Annotated in this window: 15 protein-coding genes; 8 read left to right on the top strand and 7 right to left on the bottom strand. The window is 64.6% G+C overall.

Going from position 1 to position 19,983, the window contains the following annotated elements:
• The first annotated feature begins 56 nt into the window (after positions 1-56).
• Positions 57-1,264, top strand: a protein-coding gene (locus U1H82_RS15785) for an IS3 family transposase (protein ID WP_322962882.1) whose coding sequence is annotated in 2 segments (ribosomal slippage) — positions 57-381 and positions 381-1,264 — 1,209 coding nt in all. Because the reading frame shifts where the segments join, the coding sequence is not laid out codon by codon here.
• 142 nt (positions 1,265-1,406) lie between these two features.
• Entirely contained in the window at positions 1,407-2,267 is an 861-nt protein-coding gene (locus tag U1H82_RS15790) for an AraC family transcriptional regulator (protein ID WP_322965897.1), read from the top strand.
• A gap of 108 nt (positions 2,268-2,375) precedes the next feature.
• Here the strand turns inward: U1H82_RS15790 and U1H82_RS15795 are convergent, their stop codons facing one another.
• From U1H82_RS15795 to U1H82_RS15805, 3 genes are all read right to left on the bottom strand, one after another.
• Entirely contained in the window at positions 2,376-5,405 is a 3,030-nt protein-coding gene (locus tag U1H82_RS15795; protein ID WP_322965898.1) for a TonB-dependent receptor domain-containing protein, read from the bottom strand.
• Positions 5,406-5,586: 181 nt separating this feature from the next.
• The gene (locus U1H82_RS15800) at positions 5,587-6,216 is read right to left on the bottom strand and encodes a response regulator transcription factor (protein ID WP_322965899.1); all 630 of its coding nucleotides are present in this window, start codon (positions 6,214-6,216) and stop codon (positions 5,587-5,589) included.
• A complete protein-coding gene (locus U1H82_RS15805) occupies positions 6,209-7,285 on the bottom strand; it encodes a sensor histidine kinase (protein WP_322965900.1) in 1,077 nt (358 codons plus the stop codon). The genes U1H82_RS15800 and U1H82_RS15805 overlap by 8 nt, the downstream gene beginning before the upstream one ends.
• Before the next feature lie 121 nt (positions 7,286-7,406).
• Here U1H82_RS15805 and U1H82_RS15810 point away from each other — a divergent pair, with 121 nt between their 5' ends.
• The 3 genes from U1H82_RS15810 to U1H82_RS15820 are packed head-to-tail and all read left to right on the top strand — an operon-like array spanning position 7,407 to position 13,199.
• Positions 7,407-8,597 (top strand): efflux RND transporter periplasmic adaptor subunit, encoded by a 1,191-nt coding sequence (locus U1H82_RS15810; RefSeq protein ID WP_322965901.1) that lies wholly within the window; start codon positions 7,407-7,409, stop codon positions 8,595-8,597.
• Positions 8,598-8,601: 4 nt separating this feature from the next.
• Positions 8,602-11,748, top strand: coding sequence for an efflux RND transporter permease subunit (locus tag U1H82_RS15815; protein ID WP_322965902.1), 3,147 nt, complete (start codon positions 8,602-8,604; stop codon positions 11,746-11,748).
• Positions 11,748-13,199, top strand: a complete 1,452-nt coding sequence (locus U1H82_RS15820) for an efflux transporter outer membrane subunit (protein ID WP_322965903.1) — start codon at positions 11,748-11,750, stop codon at positions 13,197-13,199. The genes U1H82_RS15815 and U1H82_RS15820 overlap by 1 nt, the downstream gene beginning before the upstream one ends.
• A gap of 17 nt (positions 13,200-13,216) precedes the next feature.
• Here the strand turns inward: U1H82_RS15820 and U1H82_RS15825 are convergent, their stop codons facing one another.
• Together U1H82_RS15825 and U1H82_RS15830 are read right to left on the bottom strand one after the other, a co-directional pair.
• Positions 13,217-13,774, bottom strand: coding sequence for a fasciclin domain-containing protein (locus U1H82_RS15825; RefSeq protein ID WP_322965904.1), 558 nt, complete (start codon positions 13,772-13,774; stop codon positions 13,217-13,219).
• Between the two features lie 22 nt (positions 13,775-13,796).
• Entirely contained in the window at positions 13,797-14,399 is a 603-nt protein-coding gene (locus tag U1H82_RS15830) for a hypothetical protein (RefSeq protein WP_322965905.1), read from the bottom strand.
• 770 nt (positions 14,400-15,169) lie between these two features.
• On the opposite strand from U1H82_RS15830, the gene katG reads away from it, so the two are divergent.
• A complete protein-coding gene (gene katG / locus U1H82_RS15835) occupies positions 15,170-17,395 on the top strand; it encodes a catalase/peroxidase HPI (RefSeq protein ID WP_322965907.1) in 2,226 nt (741 codons plus the stop codon).
• Positions 17,396-17,523: 128 nt separating this feature from the next.
• Entirely contained in the window at positions 17,524-17,781 is a 258-nt protein-coding gene (locus U1H82_RS15840; RefSeq protein WP_322965908.1) for a hypothetical protein, read from the top strand.
• Between the two features lie 31 nt (positions 17,782-17,812).
• Here the strand turns inward: U1H82_RS15840 and U1H82_RS15845 are convergent, their stop codons facing one another.
• Together U1H82_RS15845 and U1H82_RS15850 are read right to left on the bottom strand one after the other, a co-directional pair.
• Positions 17,813-18,418 carry a DedA family protein gene (locus U1H82_RS15845; RefSeq protein WP_322965910.1) on the bottom strand — a complete coding sequence of 202 codons (606 nt, stop codon included), beginning with the start codon at positions 18,416-18,418 and terminating at the stop codon, positions 17,813-17,815.
• Positions 18,415-18,846, bottom strand: coding sequence for a hypothetical protein (locus tag U1H82_RS15850; RefSeq protein ID WP_322965911.1), 432 nt, complete (start codon positions 18,844-18,846; stop codon positions 18,415-18,417). The genes U1H82_RS15845 and U1H82_RS15850 overlap by 4 nt, the downstream gene beginning before the upstream one ends.
• 263 nt (positions 18,847-19,109) lie before the next feature.
• Here U1H82_RS15850 and U1H82_RS15855 point away from each other — a divergent pair, with 263 nt between their 5' ends.
• A complete protein-coding gene (locus tag U1H82_RS15855) occupies positions 19,110-19,976 on the top strand; it encodes a YiiG family protein (protein ID WP_322965912.1) in 867 nt (288 codons plus the stop codon).
• Positions 19,977-19,983 lie beyond the last annotated feature (7 nt).

Consider the following 19,983-nt stretch of genomic DNA (forward strand, 5'->3'; position numbering starts at 1 on the left):
CCGGACGGATTCAAGCCTAAGAAGGAGGCTTGGGGCTATCCCCTGAGCATAGGCTTATGTCCGTGTCCGAGATCATCACCGACGGCGGTCGGCGTCGTCACTGGGGTTCCACCGAGAAGCTGAGGATCGTTGAGGAAACGCTCGATGGTCGCGAGAGCATATCGGTGGTGGCGCGCCGCAATGGCGTGGCCCCGAACCTGCTGTACCGCTGGCGGCGGCTGATGCTGGAAGGCGGAAGCGTCGCGATCGTCGGCGACGATGACGTAACCAGCAACCGTCAGGTCCGTGAGATGGAAGCCCGCATCCGCGAACTGGAGCGCCAGCTCGGCCGCAAGACGCTGGAGGTCGAGATACTGAAGGAGGCGCTGGAGCGCTCGCGCCCAAAAAAAGCGAGCTTGCTCATGCACTCGCCGCTGCCGGAGACTATCCGGTGAGCCTGGTCGCCAGCACGCTCGGCGTCGGACGCTCGACGGTGTACGACCGCCTGACCGGCAGCACCAAGACGCGCGGGCCATACACGAAGGCCGACGACGCGGACCTGTTGCCCCGCATTCGCCAGATCGCCGCGCAGCGGCCAACATACGGCTACCGCCGCATCGCGGCGGTCCTCAATCGACAGCAGCGCGCCGAAGGACTGGTGCCGGTCAACCACAAACGCGTCTACCGCATCATGGCAGCCAACCGCCTGCTGCTGGCGCGGCGCTATACCGAGCGAACCGATTACGGTCATGACGGCGTCGTGGTGGCGATCCGCTCGAACCTGCGCTGGTGCTCGGACGGGTTCGAGTTCACCTGCTGGAACGGCGAGGTCGTGCGCGGCGCCTTTATCATCGACGCCCACGACCGCGAGATCATCGCCTGGCACGCCGTCACCAATGCCGGCATCAGCGGTTCGGACGTGCGCGACATCATGCTGGAAGCCGTGGAGGCCCGCTTCGGCGGTATGCGCACGGTCGCGCCGGTTGAGATGCTGTCCGATAACGGCTCGGCCTATACCGCCCGCGAAACGCGGACCTTTGCCCGGCAACTCGGGCTCAAACCCTGCTTCACCCCTGTCCGCAGCCCGCAATCCAACGGCATCTCCGAAGCCTTCGTGCATACCCTCAAACGCGATTACGTCCGCGTCTCGTCGCTACCCGATGCACTCACCGCGTTGACATCGCTTGCCGGATGGATCGAAGACTACAACGACAACCACCCTCATTCAGGGCTCAAAATGCGTTCCCCGCGCGAGCATCGCGCAATGGTTTCTGCAACCGCTTGAATCCGTCCGGCCAAACGGGGGCCAGATCACGGAGATCGACAGCACCAAGGCACCGTCCGATGCCCAGGATTATCTCGAAAACGCCTTCCTCTATCGTCGCACGCCGCCGATCACCTTCAACGGCCAGCCGCTGGACACGACGATGCGCTGGTTCATCGGGTCCAGCGCCGCGTTCCTCCATTCGATCTCGCGCAATGCGGGCATGACGGGGCGGCGCAAGGAGGATGACGACGCCGATAGTATGGACGGATTGCTCACCTGCTTCATCACCCATGGCCGCATGGAGGTGGAGACGGACGGCAAGCTGCTTCATCTGGCAGAGGGTGACGTGTTCACGCTCGACACGGCGATCCCGCATGTGATGCGCGACTATCCGGCGCATGTCGTGGCGATCTTTGTGCCGCGATCCGCCGTCGCCGCAGCGGTGGACGCGGCGCGTCTGCGCGGTATGGCAGGGCGCGTATTCACGAACAGCGAACTGGCCGAATTGTTCAGCCTGCAGGTGCGATACATGGTCGGCGCACTGGGTGCGGTATCGCCGGGGGCGTTCGATGTGGCGCTCACGACCACGGCCGATGTGGCACTCGCCATGATCCGCCAGATGGAGCCGAGTGTGGGGCAGGAGAAATCCCATCTCCTCACCCGCGTAAAGACGCTGGTGGCCGCGGCGGGCACCGATCCGGAACTGACCCCGGCCAAGATCGCGACCATGCTCAACGTGTCACGCAGCAGCCTCTACAGCGCGTTCGCCAACCAGGGCGTGACGGTGGCGGCCTATCTGCGCGACCACCGCCTGCGCACCTTCCTTCAGCGTCTGCGCAGTGCCCCGGACACGCCGATCCAGCAACTTGCCCGCAGCGCCGGTTTCGGGAGCAGCGCCTCGGACTTCACCAAGCTGTTCCGCCGCATCTACGGCACCTCCCCTTCCGAGATGCGGGCCGCGCTATTGAACGAGGCGACGGCCGACCTGACCGAAGACGCGTTCCACATCCTGTCGAGATGATGGCCGCTTGCCCGGAAAGGCTCGCGCTTTCGGTCCGAGGTGGCCTTCGCGCCTTGCCCCGAACCGAAAGCGTCGTCACGTCGGCACTCCGACCGATAGCGAACCGATTTAGAAACGTGCCGAGATACCGACGCGCAACGTCCGCCCGCGAACCTGATAATAGGTCGGGAAGGTATTGAAATACGACCCGATACCATAGGTGAGATCGCTGCCGATCAGGGGCGGGTCCTTGTCGAAGATGTTCTGGACGTTGAAGCGCACATCGATGCCCTTCACCAAGGTCACATTGGTGTTGAAGTCGAAATAGCTATAGCCCGGAATCCGGTTGACCAGCGGATAGGTCTGGCCCGGTGCGGCCGCCAGCACCGTGTTGGTCGACAGCTTCGAATTGCTGGTGGGGCCGATATAGCGCCAGGTGAAGCCGACCCCGCCCTTGATCCAGGGCAGCTGCCAATTGACGCCCGCCACATGGCGCCAGCGCGGCATCGGATCGGCGCAGGCGAAACCGAAATAGCCCAGGCAGGACCAGGGCGTGTTGCCCGGCGCGAACTGGCGTTCGAACTTGGTGGTCAGCGTTCCGTTGAAGTTCAGCCCGAAGGTGCCGATATCGTCGGTCATGCCGAACCGCTTGGGATCGAGCGCATAGTTGGTGCTGAAGTCGATGCCGCGCGTCGCCGTATAGCCCGAGTTGTTATACCGCGCGTCGGCGATCAGCAGCTGTCCCGTTTGCGGATCGCGCTTGTAGAACTGGCAGAAGAACGCGACCTTGTTGTCATAGCATTGGTTGAACGCCATGCCGATCCGGGTCCATTCGAACGCGCCCTGGATATTGATATCATACCAGTCGACCGAGGCGGTTAGGCCGGGAATGCCGCGCGGCTGGAATACCACGCCCAGCGTCTTGCTGCGTGACCGTTCGGGCTGCAGATCCGAATTGCCGCCGTTCACCAGCGTCGTCGGACAATAGCCCTGGGAATCGCATCCGGTATAGTTGGTGAGCGCGTCATATTGCGCACGCGTCATACCGATCGCGCATTGGTCGAACGTATAGCGCTTGGCGCCCTTGCCATCGCTCGACGCGCGCGGCGGCGCGCATAGATCGAGCATCGGCGTGTTGGGATAGCGGTTCTCGCCCTCCAGACGCTGGAGCACGCCGACGCGCACCGCGCGGTTATAGCTGCCGCGGAAACGCAGGCCGTCGACGGGCGCCCAGCTCGCCTCCGCCTTCCAGCTGTGGATCAGGTTGCGATAGACGTCGTAATCGGAGATTCGATAGCCGCCATTGATGCTGAGTTCCTTGGCGAACGGCTTGTCCTCGATCAGCGGAATGTCGATCTCGCCGCCCAGCTCCCTCACGCTGGTTCGCCCGTCGAAGGTCGTGAAATTCGACCATGATCCAAAGCCCTGCGATTGGTTGCGGTATTTGCGATACTCGCCGGTAATGGCGAAGCCGACGCCGCTGGTCGCAAACGGGCTTTTGATCCCATAATCCTCGAGCGTGCCCGACACGACCGCGTTGATGACCTGCAGATCGTTTTGCTGACGACGGCTGCCGGGGCCGGTCACCCAGTTATAGACCGCATCGCTGATCGACGTGTTGGACGAGAAGGCGTCGATCGGCTGGCAGCTTGGATCGGTGCCGTCGATCTTCGACAGGCAGGTCGGCACGCCGTTCACGTTGCGGACCTGAAGCCCGCGCGCCAGGCGATCCGCCTGGTCCGGCACGTACAGATGGTCGGCCGACCCGTTCATGATATTCCGGGTCTGTTGATAGCTGAGTTCGAACCGGATCTTGTCGACGATCATTCCCGACAGATTGAGCGAGCCGCGCCAGTCGCTGGTCGTGTTGCGGAAATTCTGGATCATGCCAGGCCGGAAGAGGGACAGCGAGATGGGCGCGCTCAGCGCGGTGCTCCCCGCCGCCGCGCCGCAGATTTCCCGCGCCTGTGACGCGCTGAGGAACGGGTTGTCGCAATTGACCGGCGCGGCCGGTGTCCACAGGCCGCCATCGACCGAATTCGCGCCCGTCTCGATGATATGGCTGTACAGGAAACTGCCGTTCAGGCGCATACCCAGCGGCAGTTCCGCCGTCAGGAAGCCGCCGCCGTTGAACGTCTCGCTGCGCCGCTGGATCGAATCGATCCGCTGGATGCGCACCTCGTCCGCCGTGTCATAGGGGCGGAAGCTGCGCGAACCGTCGCGCGCATTGCTGCGATCCTGGCCGTTGATGCTGAAATAATTATACGGGTTGTAGGTGGTGCCATCACACGCCCATGTCGTGTTGCCCGCGTCGCGATTGTTCGGGTCGAACATCAACAGCGGACAGTTCACCGTATCGATGTTGCGGAACTGGATCGGGTCCGCCTTTTTGTACGTCGCGAAACCGCTGATGTTCAGACGATCGCCGAGGAGGTTCTTGCCGGCCGCCAGCGACGCGAAATAATTGCCGCCGCCCAGATAGGTGCCACGCGGATAGGTATAGCCCGCATTCTGCGCGACCTTCGCCAGCAGCGGGTTGTTGTTGTCATGGTTGAACCCGCTCACCTCGCCATCGAAGGCGATGCCGTCGAACTTGCGCTTCAGGATGAAATTGACCACGCCCGCGATCGCGTCCGACCCGTACACGGCCGACGCGCCGCCGGTCATGATGTCGATCCGTTCGATCAGTGCGCCGGGGATGATGTTGACGTCATTGTCCATCCGCTGCCCGTTGAGCAGCGTCAGGGTGCGGCCCGAACCCAGGTTGCGCAGGCCGACCGGCGCCGCGCCCGAGTCCCATCGCTGCCCCTGAAGACCGAGCATCGGGGTTACCTGCGGCAATTGCGCGAGCGCATCCTCCACCCGCGCCAGGCCCCGCTCCTTGAGATAGGTCGAGTCGATGGTGGTGATGGGCGCGTTGCTGGTCATGTTGGGGCGCACGATGCGCGTGCCGGTGACGATGACATCTGTCGCGTCGCGTGCTTCCTGCTTGGCGTCGATCTTGTCGGTGGAGGCCGCAACCCCGGTGATGGAGGTTTCCGATTGCGCCGCTGGGCCGTCAGTACTGCCGTTCGCGGTCTGGGCGAATGCAACGCCAGACCAAGCCAGCGCAATAAAAGATGCTCCGACAAAGCGGAGTGCGCAACGAAAGTCCCCCATATCGCCCTTCCCATAACGATTTTTTACGTGGCTACCCAACCACACCTTATGGGCGGATGCAAATATATTATACTATATGTTTTTCAGACCGACGGGATTTATTGGCGACACGTCAGGTCCATGGGCATTCGGACAGAAGCGAAGGGAGTGGGCAGGGCGCTCCAAACGTCCGGTTCTGCGCCTAAATATCAGCGCCATTCGCCACGAGGGTCATCCGAAACAGCTCGATCAACGTCGTGGTCTCAAGCTTCTGCATCATCCGCGCCCGCCGTGTCTTGACGGTAATCTCGCTGATGTTCAGGCGGTCGGCGATCTGCTTGACGCGCAGCCCTTCGATGGTGAGGCGCATCACCTCATATTCGCCTTCGCTAAGGGTCGAGAGGCGGCGGGCTGCGTCCGCGGCGATGGCGCGCGTCTTTCGGCGCGCGGTATCCTCGCGGATCGCGGCGTTGACCGCGTCGATCAGCTGCTGGTCGTTGAACGGCTTGGCGAGGAAATCGACGGCGCCCGCCTTCATCGCACGCACCGCCATGGCGATGTCGCCGTGCCCGGTCACGAATATGACCGGCAAGGCGGCGTTCTGCGCCGTCATCGTGGCGAGCAGGTCGAAGCCGCTGCTGCCCGGCATCCGCACGTCGAGGACCATGCAGCCGGGCCGGGCCGGATCGTCCTGCTGTTGAAACTCGGCGGCCGAGGCATAGCCGCGCGCCGCCAGTCCGACCGAGGCGAGCAGATCGGCCACCGCCTCGCGGACCGAAAGCTGGTCGTCGACGATACGGACCAGGGGCGTGTCGTCGGGGCGGTCACGCATGGCCGGGCGCCGGCGTCAGCGGCAGTCGCAGTTCGAACACCGCGCCGCGCCCGCCACGGGGGCGGCATTCCAGCGCGCCGCCATGCGCTTCGGCGATGGTGCGGCTGATCGTCAGGCCCAGGCCCATGCCGCCATCCTTGCTGGTCCAGAAGGGTTCCCATAAATGGCCGACCGCCTCGCGCGACAGCCCAGGCCCGGTGTCCGCCACGGTCAGCGTGACGAAGCCCGCCTGCTGCGCAAGGGTCAGAAGGATGCGCCGCTCGGCCGCGCCATTCTGGGCGACGCTTTCGATCGCGTTGATGATGAGATTGACGACGATCTGCTGAATCTGCACCCGGTCCCCCCACACCGCCGCGCCATCATCGGGCAGGGTGAGGTCGAGGCGGATCTGCTGCCGATCCAGTTCGGCACGGGCGATGGCCACGCATTCCTCGACGAGTTCGACCATGTCGGCCCGGTCGGACATGGACGGCTTGCGGCTGGCGAGACGGCGCACCCCCGCGACGACATCGCCCGCGCGGGCGGCATCGCGGCTGATCCGGTCGAGCGACTCGCGCGCCTTGACGAGATCGGGTGGGCTGGCATCCAGCCAGCGGCGACAGGCGCCCGCGCTGCTGGCGATGGCGGCCAGCGGCTGGTTCACCTCATGCGCGATGGAGGAGGCCAGCTCGCCGAGATTGCCGATCCGCGACAGCCGCCGCATATGCGCCCGCGCCTCGTGCGAGGCGGCTTCGTGTGCCAGCATGCGCAGGCCGAGATAGCCGGTGGTGACGATCGCGATCAGGCTGATCGCCAGATTGACCATCCCGGCCTCGGTCATGCCGGACCGGGTCAGCGGACTGCCCAGCATCGTCAGGATAACGCACGCCCCTGCCAGTCCCATGACCCGCGCCGGGGAAAAGCTACGCAGCGACAACAGGATAGGGATGATATACAGCACTGCTACGGCGATCACCCGGTCGGTGACGACGTCGAGAATGAAGATGCCCAGGATCAGCGCGGCGGCCAGGATGCCGGTCATCCAGCGCAAGACGCGGCCATCGGGCGGTACATGATCCTTTCGGGGCATGGCCTTGTCTTACCAAGCGCGACGGGCCGCCGTCGAGACGAGGCGGCATATACCAAGGTATAGCCCATCGATACGGCTGGGCGATTGCCGATAAACCGGGCGTCTCATTAGTCGGTCGCGCATGATCTGCTTACCCCGCGACCGGCGGCTCTGGACCGCACTTGCCCCCGTCAGTCTGGCGGTCCTGATGCTCGGCGGCTGTTCGGCGTCGAAGGATGCCGCACCAGCGCCTAAGGACAGGCTCCCGCCCGGCGAGTTTCGGCCGACCGATCAGCAATGGGCCAATCTGCGTTTCGCCAAGGCGGGCGGCGACCAATATGCGCCCGCGCTGCTGACCGACGGGCAGATCGCGACCGATGACGATCGCACGACCCAGCTCTTCTCGCCCTTTACCGGTCGCATCTCGCGCATCTTCGTCAAGCCCGGCGATGTGGTCCGCCGGGGACAGCCCATCTATGCCATCGCCGCGTCGGAACTGGTGCAGGGGCGCAGCGACATCGCCACCGCCGAGGCGGCCGTGGCGGCGGCGCGCAAGGCGTTGACCACGGCCGAGGCCAATGCCGCCCGCCAACAGGCGCTGCTGGCGGTGCAGGGCGCGGCGCAGCGTGACGTGCAGCAGGCCCAGTCGGACCTGGCGAGCGCGCGCAGCACGCTGGCGAGCAGCGAGGCGCAATTGTCCGCTGCGCGCGGGCGGTTGAGCGTCCTTGGTCTGAAATCCGCGACCGGTAACGAAGCGATCGTTCGCACGCCGATCGACGGCACCGTCACCGCCCGCAATGCAGGCATCGGCCAATATGTCGAAAGCGCCGCTTCGGGGGCCAGCGCGCCGCTGTTCACGATCAGCGACCTGTCGCATGTCTGGCTGGTCGCCAATGTGCGTGAGGCGGATGCAGGCAAGTTGCGGCGCGGCGCGATGCTGTCGGTACAGGTTCCGGCGTTTCCGGGGCGGCGCTTCGATGCGCGTGTCTATTACATCTCGCCGGTGGTCGATCCCAATACCCGCCGGATCGTGGTGCGCGCGCAGATCGCCAATCCCGACGGTGCGCTTCGTCCCAACATGTTCGCCAGTGCGCGGCTCTCGGACGGCGCGACCAAGCCGGCGGTCGAAATCCCGGCAATGGCAGTGCTTTATGAAGGCGATGACGCGCATGTCTGGGTCGTGCACCCCGAGCGCCACAGCCTGTCGCTCCGCGCGATCCGCACCGGCACCAGCACGGGCGATGCCGTGACCGTGACGCAGGGGCTGGCCCCTGGCGAAGAGGTCGTCACCGCCGGTTCCGTCTTCATCGACCGTGCCAACGGCGGAGACTGATCCGATGAACGCCGTCGTCCATTTCGCGCTGAAGCGCCGCTGGCTGGTGCTGCTGTTCCTCATCATCATGCTGGGGGCAGGGGGCTTTGCCTTCAGCCGGTTGAATATCGAGGCCTATCCCGATCCCGTTCCTCCACTGGTCGACATCATCACCCAATATCCGGGTCAGTCGGCCGAGGAGATCGAGCGCAACATCACCATCCCGATCGAGATTCAGCTGGCGGGCATCCCGCATGTGAAGACGGTCCGCACCATTTCGCTGTTCGGCCTGTCCGACGTGAAGGTGCAGTTCACCTACGACTATAGCTATCAGGAGGCCGAGCAGCGCGTCATCAACAAGCTGAGCCAGCTCTCCCCGCTGCCCGGCGGGGTGCAGCCGCAGCTGTCGCCCGAAAGCCCGATCGGCGAAATCTATCGTTACCGCGTCGTCGGCCCGCCCGGCTATTCGGTGACCGACCTGAAGACCATCGAGGACTGGATGCTGGAGCGCCGGTTCAAGGCGGTGCCGGGCGTCATCGACGTGTCGGGTTGGGGCGGCAAGACCAAGACCTATGATGTCGCGGTCGACAAACAGGCGCTGATGGCCAACGGCCTGACGCTGGGCCAGGTGCTGCAGGCGCTGAACAACGCCAATATCAATGTCGGCGGCCAGACGATCGACCTGGGCCCCAAGGCCGCGATCGTGCGCGGCGTCGGCCTGATCCAGTCGCCCGAGCAGATCGGCAACACCTTTCTGAAGACCGTGAACGGCGCCCCCGTCTTCGTGCGCGATGTGGCGAAGGTCGAGGTCGGCCATCTGCCGCGCCTGGGGATCGCGGGCCAGGATCAGGACAACGACATCGTCGAGGGCATCGTCCTGATGCATCGCGGCGAGAAGAGCTCGCCCACCATCGCCGCCGTCGAGGCAGAGGTGCAGAGGATCAACGCCTCCAACATCCTGCCGCCGGGCGTTCATATCGAGCGCATCTACGACCGCAGCCAGCTGATCGAGCTGACCACCCATACGGTCATGCACAATCTGCTGTTCGGGGTGATCCTGATCTTCCTGATCCAGTGGATATTCCTCGGCAATCTGCGTAGCGCGATCGTGGTCGCGGCGACCATTCCCTTCGCGCTGTTCACCGCCGTCATGATCCTGGTGGCGCGGGGCGAGTCCGCCAATCTGCTGTCGGTCGGCGCGATCGATTTCGGCTTGATCGTCGATGCGACCGTCATCATGGTCGAGAATATCTTCCGCCATCTGTCCGAGGCGCCCAACGTCAAACTGCGCCGCGACAAGCTGATGGCGCGCAAGATCGCGGTCATCGCGGAAGCCAGCGGCGAGGTGAACCGGGCCATCTTCTTCTCGGCGGCGATCATCATCATGTCGTTCCTGCCGCTCTTCACCCTGACGGGGATCGAGGGGCACATCTTCGGCCCGATGGCGCGGACCTATGCCTATGCGATCGCGGGTGGTCTGGTCGCGACCTTCACCGTCTCGCCCGCGCTCTCGGCGATCCTGCTCGGCCTCGACCTGGAGGAGCGCGAGACGGCGATCGTCCGCTGGCTGCACGCGGTCTATCATCCGATCCTGCACTTCGCGCTGCGCTTCCGGGCCGTGACGCTGGGTGTGGCGGGGGCGTTGTTCCTGCTGGCGGTGGTGGCGGCGCACGGCCTGGGGCTGGAGTTCCTGCCGCATCTCGAAGAAGGCAATCTGTGGATTCGTGCCACCATGCCGCAATCGGTCTCGCTGGCGGCGGGCGATGAGTATGTGAACCATATGCGCCGCATCCTCGCCAGCTATCCGGAGGTCGCGACCGTCATCTCCCAGCATGGCCGTCCCGATGACGGGACCGACGCCACCGGCTTCTTCAACACCGAATTCTTCGTGCCGCTCAAACCGCGAAGCGAATGGCCGAGCGGCATGACCAAAGAGAAGCTGACCGACGATATGAACCGCAAGCTGGCGGCGAATTTCGCCGGGGTCGATTTCAACTTCTCGCAATATATCGAGGACAATGTCGAGGAAGCCGCGTCGGGCGTGAAGGGCGAGAATTCCGTCAAGCTCTACGGCAACGACTTGACCAGCCTGCAACGCACCGCCGAGGCGGTGAAGGCGGCAATGGCGAAGGTGCCGGGCATCACCGACCTGTCGATCTTCAACTCGCTCGGCCAGCCGACCGTCCAGATCGATGTCGATCGGGTCAAGGCCGCCCGCTATGGTCTGGCCCCCGGCGACGTCAACGCGGTGGTGCAGGCGGCGATCGGCGGACAGGCGGCGGGCAATCTTTACGAAAAGGGCAGCGACCGGAACTTCCCGATCATGGTTCGTTTGAACGGCGCTCAGCGTGCGACGCTGGACGATCTGCGCGCCATCCCGATCGGCGTCGCCAATGCCGGCGGAGGCATGATGCAGGTGCCGCTGGGCGATGTCGCCACGGTCCGTCTGATCTCGGGCCCGTCCTTCATCTATCGTGAGCAGCAGACCCGCTATATCCCGATCAAGTTCAGCGTGCGCGGCCGCGATCTGGGCGGCGCGGTGGCCGATGCGCAAAAGGCGGTCGCGGCCAAGGTGAAGCTGGGCGACGGCCAGCATCTGGAATGGGTCGGCGAATTCGGCGATCTCCAGGCCGCGCTCGACCGGCTGGAGGTGATCGTGCCGATCACGCTGGTCCTGATCGGGCTCCTGCTGTTCCTCCACTTCTCCTCGATCACCGAGACGTTGCTGGTGTCGAGCGTGTTGCCGATGACGGTGATCGGCGGCATTTTCGCCCTGTCGTTGACCGGCACGCCGTTCAGCGTGTCGGCGGCGATCGGCTTTATCGCGCTGTTCGGCATCGCGGCGATGGAGGGGGTGATCGTCCTTTCCTATTTCCACGAACTGGTCGAGCGCGGGATCGAGCGGAGCCAGGCGCTGGTCCAGGCCGCCGAGACGCGGTTGCGGCCCGTTCTGATGACCTGTCTGGCGGCGTGTCTGGGCCTGCTGCCCGCCGCCATGTCGACCGCGATCGGTGCGCAGGTACAGCGCCCCCTGGCGCTGGTGGTGGTCGGAGGCATTTTGCTGGCGCCCGCGCTGATCCTGCTGGTGCTGCCGGTGTTGATCGAGATGTTCTCGCCCGCTGGCCGCGCACGCCCCATCCCCGAAGACGATGACGTGGAGGAGGCGAACTGATGCGCCGCATGTCCTGCCTGATGCTGGGCCTGAGCTTAAGCGGTTGTGCGGTCGGCCCGAACTTCCACGCCCCCGCCGCCCCGAGCGCCAGCGCGTATACGCCCGCCGCTTTGCCGGTGAGGACCGATGCCGCGCCGATCGCGGGCGGCGAGGCGCAGTCTTTCCATTGGGGCGGCACCGTCTCCTATCGCTGGTGGACGCAGTTCGGCTCGCGCGCGCTCGACGCGCTGGAAGAGGATGCGCTGCGGCACAACCCCGATGTCGAAAGCGCCAAGGCGGCGCTGCGCGCGGCGCACCAGACCTATCTGGCGCAGCGGGGCAGTCTGTTCCCGACCCTGAGCGCCAATGCGCAGGTCGAGCGGCAGAAGAATGCGGGCGTCCTGCAATCGCCGCTGAGCGACAATTCGGATATCTTCACCCTCTACACACTGGGCGCGACCGCCAGCTACACGCCCGATCTGTTCGGCGGCATCCGGCGCGGCGTGGAGGGGGCGAGGGCGCAGGCCGAGGCGCAGCGTTTCCAGACGGAGGCCGCGTTCCTGACCGTCACCACCAATGTCGCCAACACTGCGATCACGCTGGCCAGCCTGGACCGTCAGATCGCGATGACCGGGCAGGTGATCGCGGCCGATCGCCGCTATCTCGATATCGTCCAGGCGCAACTCCGGCTGGGCGCGGCGAGCGGCGCGGATGTCGCGGCGGCGCAGTTGGCCTTGTCGCAAGCGGAGACGGCGTTGCCGACGCTGACCAAGCAACAGGCGGCGGCGCGCGATTTCCTGGCCGTGCTGACCGGCCGCTATCCGGCCGAGCATTTCGTCGCGCCCGATCTCGACACGCTCCACCTGCCTGCCGAGCTACCCGTCTCGCTTCCCTCCGAACTGGTCGCGCAGCGCCCCGATATCCGGGCGGCGGAGGCCAATCTCCATTATGCCTCGGCGCAGGTCGGTGTCGCCATCGCCGCGCGGCTGCCCAGCTTTTCGATCACCGGCACGGCGGGCGGCACCTCGACGGGGCTGTCGACGCTGTTTCGCAACGGCAATCCGTTCTGGACGCTGGCGGGCAATCTACTCCAGCCGATTTTCGAGGGCGGAACGCTGCTCAAGCGCCAGCGCGCGGCGGAGGCGGCGCTCGATCAGGCCAAGGCGCAATATCGCTCGACCGTGTTGTCGGCGATGCAGAATGTCGCCGATGTCCTGCAAGCCGTATCCGCCGACGCCCAGGGCTTGCGTACCGCCGTGCAGGCCGACATGGCCGCCCGCCACGCGCTCGCCATCGCCCGCGCCCAGGCGCGGCTGGGACAGGTCAGCGGTGCCGCGACGCTGAACCTGCAAACCGCATGGCTAGGCACGCAAGCGGCCGTGACCCAGGCGCAGGCCCAGCGGCTGAGCGACACCGTGCTCCTCTATCAGGCGCTGGGCGGAGGGTGGCAGGCCGGTCTATCCTCGCGATGACCTCGGGATGGACGACCTCACCGCGCCTTGGACGGCGGCAGGACATGATCGATCGGGAAGATCGTGCCGTTGCGCGCCACGATGGGCTGCTGCGTCAGGCGCGGCGTGGGCGTGTCTGACCCGATCACGATGGCATCGCCCTGGCGCCGTAGCGTAAGCGGGGCACTGCCCATCGTCGCGAGGCGCACCTGTCCGTCCTTGCGGGCAAGCGCCCGGTCGATGTCGGCGCGGCTGATAAAGCCGGGCGCGATGTGCTGGCGGAGCAGCGCGAGCAGTTGCGGCCTGCCAGCGGGACTGGCCAGCTTCTGCCGGGTTTCGGCCGGAAGGGCCTCGATCGCGGCATCGGTCGGCGCGAAAAGGACATAGCTGGCATCGCCGTCGAACATCCGATCCAGCCCTGCCTGTTTTACGAGGCGGGCGGTTTGCCCCAGTCCGTTTGCACCATCCAAAGCCTGACGCAGGCTGGGCTGCCTGGCGGCCTCGGCGGTGGCGTTGTTCGCCGTGTCGATCTTGTCATGACATCCTGCAACCGCCAGCGCCAGCGTGGTCGCCGCGATCATCATCCCGCTTTTCATGCGCATCCCTTTTCCCTCACGTTCAGCGCAGAAGTTGGCTTACCGCTCGAACGAGCTGTGTGGTCGGATCGACGTCGTACACATAGCCGTCGGCGTAGCGATACCAGTGATCCGGCCCGTCCACATACTGGTCGCGATATTGCTCGGGCACATTGTAGATGTCGTATCCCACCGGCATCGGCTGACCGACCCGCCATGCGTCGCCGGTCAGCAGACCGGCAATGGAATTGATCCGGTTCGACCCCTGATCGACGGCAAAGATCGTATCGTCGGCATAGCGGTAATTATAATCGCCATCATAGCCTGCGCCGTAGAAGCGATCATAATAGCGGGGCACCTGATCATAGCCATAGCCCTGCGGCCAGACATTGCCGTTGAACAATGCCCCACCGACGAGCGGTATGAAGGCGGAGATCAGCGCTGCCAGCCCGCCCGGACGCGCATTGCCGAGCGGGTCGTACCGATAGAGATAACCGTCGCGATACGCCCAATCCTCGCCATCACCGACATATTGCGCCGGAAACCAGTTCGCCCATCCGGGGCCGGGCGCGATCGGTTGCAGGCCCGCTGGCGCTGCGCAGCCGTCTCGATACGGCGTGAGCCCCGGCGGACAGCCATAGCGCACAGGGATCGGGGCGGGGCGATCGTCCCAGCGATAGCCGTCACCGTCCCAACGCCGCGAGGCGAACTGCGGCGGTGGACCAACGGGCCCAGGCGGGGGAGGGCCATTTGCCGCAGGACCAGCCGGACCCGGAGGGCCGTCCGGTGCCGGACCCGGCGGGCCACGCCGCGGCCCAGGTCCACCAGCAGCGGCGATACCGGGCGGCGGCGCATCAGGCTGGCGCGCCTGGGGACCCATATCGGGCCTGCCGGCAGGACCGGGACCGGCGGTGCGGCCTGGGTTACCTGGACCCGGCCCGCCTGGCGGTGGACCCGCCGGGCCGCGATCCGGCGCCCTGGGCGCCGCGCCCCCGGGACCGCCATCCCGTCCAGCAGGGCCAGCATCAGGCCGAGGTCCCCCGCCTGGAGGTCCTCCCGGAGGACCAGGAGGCAAGGCCTGGCCAATAGCGGAAGCGCCGATTGCAAGACATCCGGCGCCAGCAAGCAACAGGATCGAACGCATGGACCCACCTATTTAACCTGGATCATATAACCCATCTCGTTACGCACATGTTCCCAAAAATCTGATTGGCCTAAATTAGCAGTGATCAGCAGCGTTCATGGTCTTGGCACATGCCGCTGGACCGCGCGCCCCGGTTTCAGAAGGACATAGGCTTGGCGTGAGTCCTGATTGAATTATATGATCTATCAATTCCGAATAATCGATTTGACGATTTCTTTTCGGACGCCCATCTTTCGATGTGAAGGTAACACCGGCTGGAAGAGGACACCAACATGGCCGATTACGAACAGCCCAAGAGCGGCGGTTGCCCAATGGGCGGCAAGGGTGGCGGCGAGGTCAAGGCCCGGTCGCTGCTGGGGCGGACCAACAAGGACTGGTGGCCCGATGCGCTGCCCGTCGACATGCTCCACCAGCACGGCGTCTCGCCCGATCCGATGGGCGAAGACTTCGACTATGCCGAGGCGTTCAACACGCTCGACTATGCCGCGCTGAAGGCCGACCTGCTTGCCCTGATGACCGACAGCAAGCCGTGGTGGCCTGCCGATTACGGACATTATGGCCCGTTTATGATCCGCATGGCCTGGCATGCCGCCGGTACGTATCGCGTGACCGATGGGCGCGGCGGTGCGTCGTCGGGACAGCAGCGTTTCGAGCCGCTGAACTCGTGGCCGGACAATGGCAATCTCGACAAGGCGCGACGCCTGTTGTGGCCGATCAAGCAGAAATACGGCAAGCATATCAGCTGGGCCGACCTGTTCATCCTGGCGGGCAATGTCGCGATCGAGAGCATGGGCGGGCCGACCTTCGGCTTCGCGGGCGGCCGCAAGGACGTCTATGCGTCGGAAGGCGACACCTTCTGGGGTGCCGAGGAACTGTGGGTCGATGAAGGCGCGCAGACTCGTATCACCGAGGAACTGCCCGAACTCGAAGGACCGCTTGCCGCGATCCAGATGGGTCTCATCTACGTCAATCCCGAAGGGCCGGGCGGTGATCCCGATCCGCTGAAATCCGCGCGCGACATGAAGGCGACGTTCCAGCGGATGGCGATGAACTCCGAAGAGACGGTCGCGCTGACCGCTGGCGGCCACGCGTTCGGCAAGGCGCATGGCGCCAAGCCCCCCGTAAACTTCAAGAACCCCGCGTCGGAGGCGATCCACCAGCAGGGGCTGGGCTGGCTGACCGACAGCGAGGAGATCGGCAAGGGCCATATCACGACCTCGGGCATCGAGGGCGCATGGTCGAACAATCCGACCAAGTGGACCGGCGACTATCTGCGGCTGCTGTTCAAATACGATTATGAACTGACGCAGAGCCCGGCGGGCGCCAAGCAGTGGACTCCGGTCAATCCGGACCCCGAGGACATGGCACCCGACGCGCGCGATCCCAACAAGCGCGTGCCGACGATGATGACCACCGCCGACATGGCGCTGAAGATGGACCCTGAGTTCCGCGAAATCGCGCTGCGCTTCCGCGACGACCAGGCGGCGCTCGACGATGCGTTCGCCCGCGCCTGGTTCAAGCTGACCCACCGCGACATGGGACCGAAGATCCGCTATCTCGGGCCGGAAGCCCCGGAAGAAACGCTGCTCTGGCAGGACCCCGTGCCGGAAGGCACCGCGCCGTCGGACGATGCCGTCGCGGCGTTCAAGGAGGCGGTGCTGTCGAGCGGGTTGACGGTCGCCCAACTGGTCAAGACCGCCTGGGCCTCTGCCTCGACCTATCGCCGGTCGGACCATCGCGGCGGCGCGAACGGCGCCCGCATCGCGCTGGCCCCGCAAAAGGACTGGGCGGTCAACGAGCCCGAACAGCTCCAGACCGTCCTGGCCAAGCTGAACGAACTGCGTGGCGACATGTCGCTGGCCGATGCGATCGTGCTGGCCGGTTCGGCGGCGGTCGAGAAGGCGGCGCGGGATGCCGGGTTCGACGTCAGCGTGCCCTTCCTGGGCGGTCGCGGTGACGCGACGCAGGAATGGACCGATGTCGAGAGCTTCAAGTGGATGGAGCCGCAGGCCGATGGTTTCCGCAACTATCTGAAGACCCGTAGCCCGGTAAAGACCGAGGAGCTGCTGCTCGACCGGGCAGCGCTGCTCGGGCTGTCCGCGCCGGAAATGACCGTGCTCGTTGGTGGCCTGCGTGTGCTGGGCGCAAACTTCGGCGATGCACCCGAAGGCGTGCTGACCGATCGTCCGGGACAGCTGACCAACGACTTCTTCGTCAACCTGCTCGACAACGATACCTTCTGGGATCTGGTCGATGCGTCGAGCGACGAGAAGTTCATCGGTTATGATCGTGGCGGCCGTCAGGAAAAGTGGCGCGCGACCCGGACCGACCTGATCTTCGGCTCCAACTCGCAGTTGCGTGCGACCGCCGAGGTCTATGCCGAGAACGGGCATGAGGAAAAGTTCGTGCGCGACTTCGTGCGGGCGTGGGTGAAGGTGATGAACGCCGACCGCTTCGACGTGACAGCCAAGCCGGTGTCGGCCAACCAGGCGAGCTAAGCCCGCAGGCCCAAATCGAGGGCGCGGCGCGTCCGGACGCAGGTCCGGGCCGCCGCGCCCTTTTTTCGTGCTTCCATTTCGCGGGCGGCGGTAGGAATGCTATCCACGTCATCAAATGGAAGGACGACATGGCACAGATTGCAGGCACCGGTGAGTATGTGATCGATCGGGTACGGCAGATCGTTCGGACGCACGTTCCCGGCGCGAATTGTGCGTTGCTTGACTATGGCAAGCGGGTTGGATGCGGTGAACTGGACGACAGCGGCAAGCTTCACGAGCTGCGCTGGTTGCGCCGTGAACTGGACGACGAGCAGATCGCCAAGGATGCCGAGCGTATGGCGCGCATGATCGCCGACGCCAATCGGCAGGTTAAGACGGATTGTTAGGGGCGATCGACAGTTGCGCTGATAGCGATCGCTATTCGCTATCGTCCGACACCGCCTGCGACCGTCCGAAGAGCTTCCATCCCAGCACTATGGCAGCCAGCAAGCCCACGATCACCCAGGTCAAGTTGCCAAGCAGGCTGGCGATCGTCTGAACCTGGTCGCTGAAGGCGCGACCGAGTGAGACGTAGATCAACAGCCACAGGACCTCACCCGCGACATCCAGAATGACGAACCGCATCCAGGGGTATCGGGTCAGCCCGCTGGTCACATTGATCCATGGTCCGAGTGGCCCGATGAGCCATCGACTGAAAAATATGCCCCAACCCGCCCATTTGCGCGAATAGGCTTCGGCTTGTGCGACCTTGTCGGCCCCGCCGATGCGATTGGTGACCGCCGCGAGCAGCGGCCGCCCGCCATATCGCCCGAAAGCATAGCCGATCTGGTCGCCGACGACCGCACCGGCGGACCCCGCAAATATCACGGGCCAGAACGACAGTTCTCCCTGCGCGACGAACGACCCCATGGCGACCAACGTCAGCGAGCTGGGGAACGGCATACCCGCGGCGGCCAGGACCATCGCGACGAAAAGCGCGGGCAGTCCATAGGTCGTCAACAGCTCAAGCAGTTGGTCCGTCATTTGGCGGGCGATGACGATCGTGATGGCATGGTGGGTGGCGGCGGCGGGCCGGGGGGCGGGTAGGGCGGTCGTACATGTACGATCGCATGGGTCAGTTTCGCCTCGATCTGCGCCATCGACAGTCCGCTGTCCCGCGAGATTCGGGCAAGAGGTCGACGATCCGGCTCCGGCGGCATGTTCAAGGCGGCATGCAGGATGTGCGGGGGCACGTGATAGGAATGCGCGACATAGCCTATCGTCATCCACGGCTCGATCGGTTCGTCGCGGTGCGCGTTCCAGTATATCGCATCGCTGACTGTTCGAACCGCGTGGTAGCCGGTGAAAGCCACGATCGCGACAAACAACGCGATCAGGGCTTTTCGCCAAGGTCGATTGCGGGTCATGTCGGATGGATACGCCTGCCAAATGCGGCGATCAACGTCAGGCATCGCTGCTGCGTCCGGCACCGAGACCCGCCCTTTACCTTGCCGGGCAAACCTGACCCCCCGCGTTTGAAAGCTGAGTCCAAGAAGGGCATAGGGAGCGCCGGCGGCTCGATAGTCCTTTTTTCAAGGACTTGGAGGTGCTCGTTGGCGTCAACAAAACAGAGGTGGTTTCTGTGTTCAGGATATTGCTCCGCTCCATGGCTCTTCCCGCTTGCGTGCTCGCGCTCTCCGCGTGCGGGAGCAAGGGAGGCGACAATTCGAGCGCCGTGGCGACGGACGCCGACCAGAGCGAGATGCAGAAATACAATGCCTATGTCGAAGCGGCCAATACGGCGCGCACGCCTTTTGCCGAGATCGCGGCGACCTATCAGCGCTCGATCAAACCGATGTTCGACAGCGGCAAGGATCTGACGAAACTGTTCTTCCCATCCGACCCAGGCATCGATCGCATCAAGGCGCAGTTGGACAAGGCCTTGGCCATGAAGCCCGCCATGCCGGAACTCGACAGCGCCGCCCGCACCTATAGCGAAGCGCTTGGGACGGTCGCGCCGCTCTACCGCGATATGGCCAACTATATCGAGGCGAAGAGCTATATGAGCGACAAGGGCGCCCATGGGCGCGAACTCCAGCCTGCGCTGATCGCTGCCTTGGACAAGGTCGCCGCCGCCCAGGCCACCTATGCAAAGGCCATCGATGCCAAGGATCGCGCGCGCATCAAGGCCGCGTTCGAGGCGACCAAGAAGGATACGCTGGACTATTATCGCAAGGGTACGGTCTATTATCTCAAGGAAAGCATGGACCATGCCTCGGGCGTGCTCGATGGCAAGGGACTGGGCGACCAGAAGGCGGCATTCAAGGCATCGCTGGACCAGTTCAACACCATGGCCGTCCAGTTCGACAACAAGGTTCGCGAAAAGGACAAGACGGCGTGCGCCAGCTTCATGCTGCATGCCAATGCCTATCTCGCGGCGGGACGCGATATCATCCAGCGTAGCGAGGACGGCACCTATGCCAAGGATCGCAAGAACGGCTCTTCATTCCAGATGATGAAGCCGAAGGAAGTGCAAGATGCCGAGACGCTGCTCCAGACCTACAACAGCGTCATCAATGACCTCAATGTCAGCCAGTGCTGACATCTGA

The organism is Sphingomonas fuzhouensis, assembly GCF_034659795.1.
GTDB classification, from domain to species: Bacteria; Pseudomonadota; Alphaproteobacteria; order Sphingomonadales; family Sphingomonadaceae; genus Sphingomonas; species Sphingomonas fuzhouensis.